Here is a 10000-nt window from a genome sequence, read left to right on the forward strand (position 1 = left end):
TTACTCCTGGCCCGAAAGGCCTGATTGGATGACGGTGGACGAGGTCGGGCGCGGGATCACCACGCAGCCGAACGAGCCCGGCCAGGACAGGAACGCCTGCACCGATTGCCCCTGCTCTGGCGTGCAGTCCAGCAGCAGTTTGAGTTCCGTGTCGCGCTTGCGGGCGTCCACGGTGGCGACCACACCCGTCACGCCGCGGGCGCCGGGGCGGCCCAGGAACACATCGATCTCCGCGCCGTCGCCGGAAGTCGTGCCGCGTAGCGACCCGTAATCGAGGGGATAGCGGGTGTCCGGGAAGCGCGGGTGGGCCGATCCGGCGGGCCGCTCGACGAGCACCTCGGCGCCTGCCATGAGGGTGTCGAGAACCGCCCAGAAGTTCGCGTCGTTCACGCGGGGACCGGTGTGTTCAGGACGTCCTCGGGCAGCGCGACGCGGCCCATGACGGCGGTCGCGGCGGCCACGGCGGGCGACGCGAGGTAGATGCGGGCGTCCTTGTCACCCATCCGCCCGATGAAGTTGCGGTTACTGGTGCTGACGCAGACCTCTCCGGGCGCCAGCACGCCCTGGTGGCGGCCCATGCACGGCCCGCAGCCGGGCGTGCCCAGCACCGCCCCGGCGCGTTGCAGGGTCAGGAGGGTGCCGTCGGCCATCGCGTCCTCCATGACCTGACTGCTGGCCGGGATGACCAGCAGGCGGGTGCCGGGCGCGACGCGCCGCCCGCGCAGCACGTCGGCGGCGGCGTGCAGGTCCTCGATGCGTCCGTTCGTGCAGGTGCCGATGAACACCTGATCCACGGGCACGTCGCGGAGCGCCCCGCGCAGGTCGGCCACGTCGAACACGTTATCCACCTCGCTGGGGGCGCTCATGCGGGGGTTCAGGGTGGCGAGATTGATCTCGATGCTCTGAACGTACGCAGCGCCGTCGTCGGGGTAGACCCACTCGGGAATGTCGTAGCCGTACGCGGTGAGGATCTCGCCGCCCGGGACGACCAGTCCGGCCTTCGCGCCCGCCTCCACGCACAGGTTCGCCAGGGTCATGCGTTCGCCGCGCGTGAAACGGTCCCCGGCGTGCATCTCGATGCTCTGGTACGTGGCGCCGTCCGCGCCGAGGCGGCGGATCATTTCCAGGGCGACGTCCTTGGCACTCACGCCCCGCCTGAGATCGCCGGTGAACGTGACCTTCACGCTCTCGGGGACTTTCAGCCAGGTCTTGCCGCTCGCGGCGGCCAGGGCGATGTCGGTGGCGCCCATGCCGCTGCCGAACGCGGCGACCGCGCCGTACGTGGTGGAGTGGCTGTCGCTGCCCAGCACAATCCAGCCGGGCCGGGCCAGTCCTTCCTCCATCAGCACCTGATGGCAGATGCCGCGCCCCACGTCGAAGAGGCGCACGCCGGTCCGCGCGGCGTACTCGCGGGCTTCCTTCTGCGCCTGCGCGACGCTGACGGTGCTGGCCGGGGCGACGTGATCGATCACGATACTGACCCGCTCCGGGTACCTGGGCGTGGCGTTCAGGTCCTGCCCCATGCGCTGGATGAAGCTCTGAGCGATGGAATCCACGACCATGACCTGATCGACCTCGACGACCGCGAGGTCCCCGGCGTACACGACCTGCGTACCGCGCCGGGAGAGGATCTTTTCCGCCATGGTCTGCGGGCGGGGGGTGGGGTTCGTCATGCGCTCCATCATGCCGCATCCGGCCCGGTGCGGCGTGAGATTGACTGGATTTGCGCCAGAATTAGTTACGAATGACAGGCGCGGCGGCTGGCCTGTGCCACAGCTTCCCCGGAAGGCAGGTCAGCTCCTTCGGCCGCAGTCCCTCTGAGTACGGAACATCCGTCTGGGACACGATCTACTGCTGAACGCTCCACCGGACTCAGGTGATCAGTCTAAAAATGGACTCGGGTCAAGTAAATGCCTTCCCCGGTGTGTCACTGTGCTGGACGTACTTACAACCAGTTGCCACCTGCGGCAGAACCGTCCGTGCCAGCGTGTCCGGACGCCAGCAGTCTCTACCCCCGCAACAGGGATGGGCCTGCAACCGCCCGTGGCCCAGGAGCCGTCATGTCACAGCCTGCCCCACACCGTACGCCTGCCCGCACCCCGATGCTCGTCGCCCTGAGCGCCGCGCTGCTCCTCGCCTCGTGCGGAGCGCCCAGTCGCCCGGACGCGGTGGCCCCGCCCGCGTCCACGGTGGCAGGCGTACCCACCTCGCCCGAAGCGACCGCGACCCCCCGCATGACCGACCTGCGCGACACCGCCCTCCCCACACCGCTGAACGCCCAGGCACTGGACCGGAGCACGCCGCTGATCCTGCTTCACGGCGTGGCCGGATTCGGGCGGGACGAAGCGCTGGGCCTGCGGTACTGGGGCGGCCTGAACGACGTGCAGGAGGACCTGCGTGGTCTGGGGTACAGCGTGTTCACGGCCAGCATGGGGCCGGTCAGCAGCAACTGGGACCGCGCCGCCGAACTGTACGCTCAGATCAAGGGCGGATGCGTGGACTACGGCGCGGCACACGCCGCCGAGCACGGGCACACCCGCACGGACGCCGCCAAGTGCTACCCCGGCTTCTACCCGCAGTGGGACGCACAGCACCCGGTCAACCTGCTGGGTCACTCCATGGGCGGCCAGACCGCGCGGCTCCTCGTGAAACTGCTGGATGACGGGGACACCGCCGACCGCGCCAGCGGCGGCCTGTACGCCGGGGGACGCGCCGGGTGGGTCCGGAACGTCATGACCGTCAGCAGCCCCCACAACGGCAGTCCCGCCACCGAGACCCTGCAAGACGCCATCCCCATGTTCAAGAACCTGATTCTGGGATTTGCGGGGAGTCTCGGCGCGATCAGCCCCGAGAACTTCGTGTACAACTTCGACCTGGGCCAGTGGGGCCTGAACCGCGCCCCGGGCGAGAGTTTCACCACGTACAACAACCGCATGTTCAACTCCGGCATCTGGAAGACCCTCGATCAGGCGGCCTACGACGTGAGCGTGGACGGCGCAGCCGCCTTTAACCGGCGGGTGGGCCGCAGCGCCCACACCCGCTACTTCTCCTGGGAGACCAACGCCACCATCACCGGTCTGATCAGCGGCTGGCAGTACCCCACCCCCACCATGAACACTCTGCTGCAAGCCGTCGCTTACCCCTACGCGTGGCCGCTGAAACCCGGGCTGGGCAACATCACCGGCCGTAGCCCCGGCGGAACCGTCACGTACAGCAGCGCGTGGTGGGCGAACGACGGGCTGGTCCCGAATTCCTCCATGAACGCCCCCACCGGCCAGGAAAGCGCCGCGTACACTGGGCAGGCCACCACGCCCGGCCACTGGTACCGCCTGGGCCGCGTCAACGGGTACGATCACCTCGACATCACCGGGAACCTGTCGTTCCGGGACGTGAAGACCTTCTACCGTAATCAAGCGGCGTTCCTGGCTTCGCAGAACTGATACGGATTCCGTTTGCTGCACTGACAACCCGGAACATCACCGGGTTGCCGACTCCACGCTCGGAACCCGTTTCGGCTTCCACTCGCTTTGCTCGGATTGATTCGGTGCAGTCCAAAATCAGACGGAATCCGTCTCAGATGGAGAGGCCCTGGGCGTGGGCGCTGACGTCCTGGCTCTCGTACTGGCCGGGCGGCAGGTCGATGGCGGGGGCGTTCGTTTCGAATTCGTCGCTCCAGCCGACGTCCGCCAGGGCTTTTTTCCACGCGCCGATGCTCTCGCTGCGGTAGATCTGGTAGGCGGCCATGCCGACCTCGGGACCGCCGCGCGCGATGACCGATTCCACCCACGCCCACTTGGCGGACACGTTACGCAGTTCGGCGGTGGTCCGCAGTTCCTTCTGAATGCGTTTCATACGCTTCTCGATGACCTGCACGCCCGCAAACGGGTCCGCGAAGTGAGGCGTGTGGCGTTTGGGCACGAAGGGACTGATGCCCAGCGCGATACGGTTAATCCCGGCGAGTTCCTTGGTGAATGAGATCAATTCCGTGATGTCGTCGTCGTTTTCCGGGCCGAGGCCGATCATCATGTACACCTTGACGCCTTTGAACCCCAGGTCGCGGCTGATGTGCGCGGTCTTGATCAGGTCCTCGGTGGTGATGCCTTTTTTCAGCCAGCGGCGTAGGCGTTCGCTGGGGGCGTCGCTGGCGACCGTGAAGGTGCGCAGTCCGCCGGCCTTGAGGATCTCTGCCAGTTCGGTGTCTACCGTGTCGGCGCGGATGGAACTGACGCCCAGCTTCACGCCCCGGTCGGTCAGGGTGCGGCCCACGAACTTGGTGTGCGGGAAGTCGCTGAGGGCCGCGCCGACCAGCCCGACCTTGGTGGCCCAGTCGGGGATGACGTCCAGCAGTTCCTGCGCCTGGTTGTTGCGGTTCGGGCCGTACATGGTCCTCGCCAGGCAGAAGGTGCAGGGGCGGGGGCAGCCGCGCTGCGCCTCGACCAGGAACATGTTGCTCAGTTCGCTGTGCGGCGTGACGATCTGGCTGTACGCGGGCAGCAGTTCCTTGGGCGCGGTCGCCCACTTGGGTTCGTGGGTGTGCCGCGCCGGGAGGAACACGCCGGGCATGCCGTCCACGAGGTCGTAGAAGTCCTCGCGGCTCCCGGCCTCGCGCAGGGCCTCACTGACGACGGGAATGATCTGCTCGCCGTCCCCGATAATGATCACGTCCGCGAACGGAGCGAGCGGGTAGGGGTTGGAACTGGTGAACGGCCCGCCGATCATGACGATGGCGTCGCTGTCGTCGCGTTCCTCGCGCAGGGGGCGCAGGCCCGTCAGGTCCAGCAGTCGGATGATGTTCGTCAGGTCCAGCTCGAACGACACGCTGATCGCCAGCAACTGGCAGTCCCCGGCGTCGCGGCCCGTCTCGACGGTGGGAAGGGCCTGCCCGGTCTTCTCGAAGGCTTCGACGTCGTCGGGCAGGAAGGCGCGCTCGCAGGCGACACCCTGCTCGTCGTTGAACATGCGGTAGATGACCTGATAACCCAGCGAGGCCATGCCGACCGAGTAGCGGTTGGGGAAGGCCAGGGTCACGCGGACAGGAGCCTGCTTGAACAGCGTACCGGTCTCGTCGTCCAGCAGGGGTTTGATGGTGTTGCGCCAGTAACTCAAAAGTCCTCCGGGAGCGTGGGCCGCGCCGGAGGGGACCAGAGCGGTCTCAGCGCAGGGGCTGGGCTCGGGGATTGGGCTCGGGCGGCGGCGCGCGTCACAATCCGCCATTCTACGGGATTACACGCACCCAACTGAAGTGTGCGTTACGACGCAAGCACGTCCCTACAGGTCCGGGGTGGGGAGTGGGGCCTCCGGCAGGGCGCGTGCCTGCGGGTACAGCCAACGCAGGAAGACCAGGAACAGGCCAATCACGGTGGCGGTGCTGGTCGTCAGGAATGCCACGAGCACGCTGCTCTCCAGCCGGAATGGACGACCCGCCAGTTCACCCCACCCGGCCGCCAGGGTCAGGACCACGTCGGCGGCCAGCCACGCGCCGGACAGCAGGAACACGATGACCTCCACATCCAGGCGCAGCCAGCGTTCATCCCCGGCCTCACGGTACCGCAGCGCAGGTGCGTGTGCATCCACTCGCGCCCCTCGAACCCGCCGGGCATGAACAGCGACAGGTCATCCTCCGGCACCCGGATCTGAAGGGGATCGTCGTCCGTGAACGCCCGCACGACCTCACCGTACGCGCGGTTGAACGGCGCGCTTTCCTGTGCGGCCCGCCAGTCGTTCCAGACGAACAGCACCCGCCCGCCCGGCCTCAGCACCCGCCGGAACTCGTGTGTCGTGCGCGCCGGGTCGAACCAGTGGGCCGCCTGCGCCGCCGTGATCAGCCCCACCGACGCGCCCGCCAACCCGGTCGCCTCGGACGTTCCGGCCTGCAGGGTCAGGCCCGGCACGCCACGCAACCCCCCGGCCAGCGCGGCGCGCATGTCCGGGTTGGGTTCCACGGCCGTCACGGTCGCCCCGTGCGCCAGCAGCAGCCGCGTGAACAGCCCGGTCCCCGCGCCGATATCCGCGACCCGTGCGTTCAGCAGCCCCAGGTCCCGCAACCACGCGCCCAGCGCGTCCGGGTAACCTGGCCGGGCCTGCGCGTACACGTCGGCGCGGCCCAGGAACCGGGCCGGGTTCACCACACTGGAATCGGCCGTCTGTTCGGGCGTCAGGTCAGACATACCCTCATCCTGCCATGATGACCCACACGCCGCGGGAGCACCTGTGCAGCCTCAGGCAGAGGTGTCCGGTGAGACCGGGGGTTTCTCCAGGCGAACCGGAGTGGCGCTGGCCGGGCGGGCAACGGCACCGGGCCGCGCAGATTCACTGGGCCGCGCAGGTTCGCTGCCGCCACGCGCCCGTAGCGCCGGACGCCACGCACTGGCCACGAAGTACACCAGTCCCGCCAGCAGACCCGTCACCAACAGGAACCACAGCAGGCGGCCCAGCACACCCGCCGCACCCACCACGAACGCACCCACACCCACCAGGACCTGACCGATCAGCCACACCAGAGCCAGCGCCGTGACCGCCAGGAGAATCACGCCCGCCAGGGCCAGCAGCAGTCGCGTCATGCCGCGCAGTCTAGCAAGCGTGTAGATGGGTGCGGGCGCGCCCGTGTCAACCCTGCCAAATCCTTCCGTGCCGTTCCCTGTCTGGTGGGAGGCTGCTGTCTGCTGGGAGGGGTGGCGAGTGTGTGACTGCCCGGAGTGACCGGGCGAAGGTGACGCTGGCCTAGCAAGCCGCCGCTGACAGGCGGCTGGACCCGCTGGGTGCAGGGTAAGAGTGCGGTTCTTCTGGCGGTGGGGGCACACGCGCTCAAGACCCTGCTTTTCACCGGGGACACCCGCCACACTCTTTCAAGCCGAGCAGGCTCGGGGCGCCGCGCCGCACAGCTATAAGCAGCCGTCGTTGAAATCCACTTCACCGGAGTCCCTCTCACCTGCGCGTCCCGGCAGACGGGAGGCCCGGAACGCACAGGCGTCCGGGCCTCGGTTGACCTGTCTGCGGCTTATGCCTTGCGGGCTTTCATGTTCTCGATGATCTTGTCACCGAACTGGCTGGTCTTGACTTCGGTGGCGCCTTCCATGTTGCGGGCAAAGTCGTACGTGACGACGCGCTGCTGGATGGTGTCGTCCAGGCCCTTGAGGATCAGGTCGGCGGCTTCGGTCCAGCCCATGTAGCGCAGCATCATCTCGCCCGAGAGGATCACGGAGCTGGGGTTGATGACGTCCTTCCCGGCGTACTTGGGGGCGGTGCCGTGCGTGGCTTCGAAGATGGCGTGGCCGGTCACGTAGTTGATGTTCGCGCCGGGGGCGATGCCGATCCCGCCCACCTGCGCGGCGAGCGCGTCGCTGACGTAGTCGCCGTTGAGGTTCAAGGTGGCGATCACGTCGTACTCGGTGGGGCGCAGCAGGATCTGCTGGAGGAAGTTGTCGGCGATGACGTCCTTGATGACGATGCCGTTCGGAAGCTGGCACCAGGGGCCGCCGTCGATCTCGACCGCGCCGAATTCACGTTTGGCGAGTTCGTAGCCCCAGTCGCGGAAGCCGCCTTCCGTGAACTTCATGATGTTGCCCTTGTGGACGATGGCGACGCTCTTGCGGCCGTTGTCGATGGCGAACTGGATGGCGGCGCGCACGAGGCGCTCGGTGCCTTCGCGGCTGACGGGCTTGATGCCGAACGAGCTGGTGTCGGGGAAGCGGATTTTGGTGACGCCCATCTCGCGCATCAGGAAGCCGCGGACCTTGTCGGCTTCGGGCGTGCCGGCCTTGTACTCGATGCCAGCGTAGATGTCCTCGGTGTTCTCGCGGAAGATGACCATGTCCACGTCTTCGGGGCGCTTGACGGGGCTGGGCACGCCCTTGAAGTACTGGACGGGCCGCACGCAGGCGTACAGGTCGAGTTCCTGGCGCAACGCGACGTTAATGGAGCGGATGCCAGTACCGACGGGCGTGGTCAGCGGGCCCTTGATACCGAACAGGTACTCGTTGAAGGCGTCCAGGGTGCCCTGGGGCAGCCACTCGTTGGCGCCATACACCTGCAGGCTCTTCTCACCGGCATAGACTTCCATCCACTCGATCTTCTTCTCGCCGCCGTAGGCGATCTCGACGGCGGCGTCGAGGACGCGCACGCTGGCTTTCCAGATGTCCGGGCCGGTGCCGTCGCCCTCGACGAAGGGAATGATGGGGTGGTTCGGCACGTTGAGTTTGCCGCCTTGCATCGTGATCTTCTCGCCCTGCGCGGGCACCTTGATGTGGTTATCCATGACGGGAACCACTGTACCCCAGTCGCGTGAGCGGTGAATTGGTGTCCGTGTTACCCGAAAGGTTCAGGGCGCGGTCTGGACGCAGTTCAAGGTTTCATACGGATTCCGTTTGTTTCCCACTCGCAGCTTCGACCGGCGGATGCTGGAGGCCCGCGCGGATGAACTGGGCGTGTGGGAGCGGCTGGACGTGTACCCGGGTGCGGACGAGGTGCCCTGCGCGCTGCTGGCCCGCGCGCTGCGCCCGGAGACGGTGCCGGTGTGGGTGCGGTACAGCGGCGTGGGCGGGGCGGGCGCGGAGATGCTCTACGAGGACCGCCCGGCGGGCGAACTGGTGCGCGCGCACCTGCGGGCGGCCGGGTGCGTGCTGGCGGACGGTCCGGCAGACGCGGCGTTCATTCTGGCCGTGAACACGCCGGGGACACGGCAGGTGCACCGGCAACCGGATTTCGGGACGGTGGACACCCCGCACCGGCACCTGCCGGCCTTCGTGGACGCCGTGCGGGCTGACCTGCGGGCCGGGCGGCCGGTCAGCGTGGCCGACATCGCGTACCCGAACGGGGCCGAGGCGCGCCTGTGGACGCTGATGCAGGGGCTGCCGCTGGCGGAACTGGCGGGATTCAGTGCGTGGAACACGGCCGGGAACACGCTCGGGTCGGCCGTTGCCTTCGGGAAACTGGCCGCGCTGGTCACGGACCGGGCCGGACACGCCGGAACGCTGCTCTCACGCCTCGTGGACGACGTGCTGTACCAGGGCGAGGTGCGTTCCCTGCTGCGCGCCGAGCTGGGGCAGCCCAGCCCCTTCGATCTGGGGCCACAACTTCACGCTGCCAACCGGCGACTCCCGCAGCTCATGAACCCGAGGGTGCAGGCCGTGTGGGAGCGCCACTTCGCGGGGCGCGGTCTGAGCCTGGAACTGGGCGAGGCGCGGCTGGCGTGGCCGCGACTGTTCACCGGGGTGTTCCCGATGAGCGTGCGTTCCGCGAGCGGGGACGGCGCGCCGCCTTCCCCGGGTGATCGTCCAAAGGGCTGACGCGGCGCAGAAGAAGTCCTGACACGCTGAGAGGCATGAGCGCCCCAGTGCCGCAGCTGTCCCCCGTCACCCGGCCCGCACCGGCGCGTTTCGGTGCCGCCGCCCCGGCGCTGACGGTCGTGCTGGCGGCCGTGACGCTGGGCGCGTGGGCGCAGGCGTTGTTCGGGGCCGGGGCGGGACTGCGCATCGGGAACCGCTCGGGCGAGGTCGTGTCGGGGGTGCGGGTGTGCCTGCCGGGCGGCGAGTGCCTGGAACGCGCCTCGCTGTGGCCGCACGAGTCGTGGCGGGTGCCGCTGCCTAGGGGCGTCACGAGCGCCGAGGTCAGCGTGCAGGCGCAGGGTCAGCGGCAGGGGCGACCCGTGACGCTGGATTCCGACCGTCCGGCGCAGCTGATCGTCACGCAGGGCGGCCAGATCGAGCGGCAGTGAACGCCGGTTTCCGCGTGCGGCGGGGCGTGACAGAATGCGCCGGTGTCTGGTCAGTCCAATTCCGTGCATTCCCTGACGGCCTCTTCCCTGCTGGCGCTTGATATCGGTGGAACGGGCCTGCGCGCGGCGCTGCTCACGTACGACGGTCGGGTGCTCGAACGCCTGGAAGCCCGTACGCCCCGCCCGGCCACCCCGGACGCGGTCCTGGAGGCCGTGGGAGAGCTGGCCGCGCCGCTGGCCGGGCGGGCAGGCGCGGTGGGCGTCGCTTGCGCGGGCGCGGTGGCCGGT

General features: G+C 68.4%; 11 protein-coding genes. 4 read left to right on the forward strand and 7 right to left on the reverse strand.

Annotation, left to right across the window (positions count from 1 at the left end):
- Complete coding sequence (locus QZ271_RS04520) at positions 1-390, reverse strand: inorganic pyrophosphatase (RefSeq protein WP_291429395.1); 390 nt, start codon at positions 388-390, stop codon at positions 1-3.
- Positions 387-1673, reverse strand: a complete 1287-nt coding sequence (locus QZ271_RS04525; RefSeq protein ID WP_291429397.1) for a homoaconitate hydratase family protein — start codon at positions 1671-1673, stop codon at positions 387-389. Before QZ271_RS04525 ends, QZ271_RS04520 begins: the two co-directional genes overlap by 4 nt.
- A 387-nt stretch (positions 1674-2060) precedes the next feature.
- Here QZ271_RS04525 and QZ271_RS04530 point away from each other — a divergent pair, with 387 nt between their 5' ends.
- Positions 2061-3440: a triacylglycerol lipase gene (locus QZ271_RS04530; protein WP_291429398.1), complete on the forward strand. Its 1380-nt coding sequence runs from the start codon at positions 2061-2063 to the stop codon at positions 3438-3440.
- 133 nt (positions 3441-3573) lie between these two features.
- Here QZ271_RS04530 and QZ271_RS04535 read toward each other — a convergent pair whose 3' ends face one another.
- The 5 genes from QZ271_RS04535 to icd form a co-directional block, all read right to left on the reverse strand.
- Positions 3574-5106, reverse strand: a complete 1533-nt coding sequence (locus tag QZ271_RS04535) for a radical SAM protein (RefSeq protein ID WP_291429399.1) — start codon at positions 5104-5106, stop codon at positions 3574-3576.
- A 162-nt stretch (positions 5107-5268) separates the two neighbouring features.
- A complete protein-coding gene (locus QZ271_RS04540; RefSeq protein ID WP_291429401.1) occupies positions 5269-5496 on the reverse strand; it encodes a hypothetical protein in 228 nt (75 codons plus the stop codon).
- Positions 5451-6167, reverse strand: coding sequence for a class I SAM-dependent methyltransferase (locus tag QZ271_RS04545; RefSeq protein ID WP_291429404.1), 717 nt, complete (start codon positions 6165-6167; stop codon positions 5451-5453). The genes QZ271_RS04540 and QZ271_RS04545 overlap by 46 nt, the downstream gene beginning before the upstream one ends.
- Before the next feature lie 51 nt (positions 6168-6218).
- Positions 6219-6560: a hypothetical protein gene (locus tag QZ271_RS04550; protein WP_291429406.1), complete on the reverse strand. Its 342-nt coding sequence runs from the start codon at positions 6558-6560 to the stop codon at positions 6219-6221.
- Positions 6561-6997: 437 nt separating this feature from the next.
- Positions 6998-8254 (reverse strand): NADP-dependent isocitrate dehydrogenase, encoded by a 1257-nt coding sequence (icd, locus tag QZ271_RS04555; protein WP_291429407.1) that lies wholly within the window; start codon positions 8252-8254, stop codon positions 6998-7000.
- A gap of 109 nt (positions 8255-8363) precedes the next feature.
- Between icd and QZ271_RS04560 the strand changes: the two genes are divergently transcribed.
- From QZ271_RS04560 to QZ271_RS04570, 3 genes are all read left to right on the forward strand, one after another.
- Entirely contained in the window at positions 8364-9284 is a 921-nt protein-coding gene (locus QZ271_RS04560; protein WP_291429409.1) for a DUF4127 family protein, read from the forward strand.
- A gap of 35 nt (positions 9285-9319) precedes the next feature.
- Complete coding sequence (locus QZ271_RS04565; RefSeq protein WP_291429411.1) at positions 9320-9712, forward strand: hypothetical protein; 393 nt, start codon at positions 9320-9322, stop codon at positions 9710-9712.
- Positions 9713-9754: 42 nt separating this feature from the next.
- Positions 9755-10000 (forward strand): ROK family protein (locus QZ271_RS04570; protein WP_291429412.1); only part of this gene is annotated, 246 nt, incomplete at its 3' end.

Origin of the sequence: Deinococcus sp., assembly GCF_018260555.1 — a bacterium.
Classification (GTDB): domain Bacteria; phylum Deinococcota; class Deinococci; order Deinococcales; family Deinococcaceae; genus Deinococcus.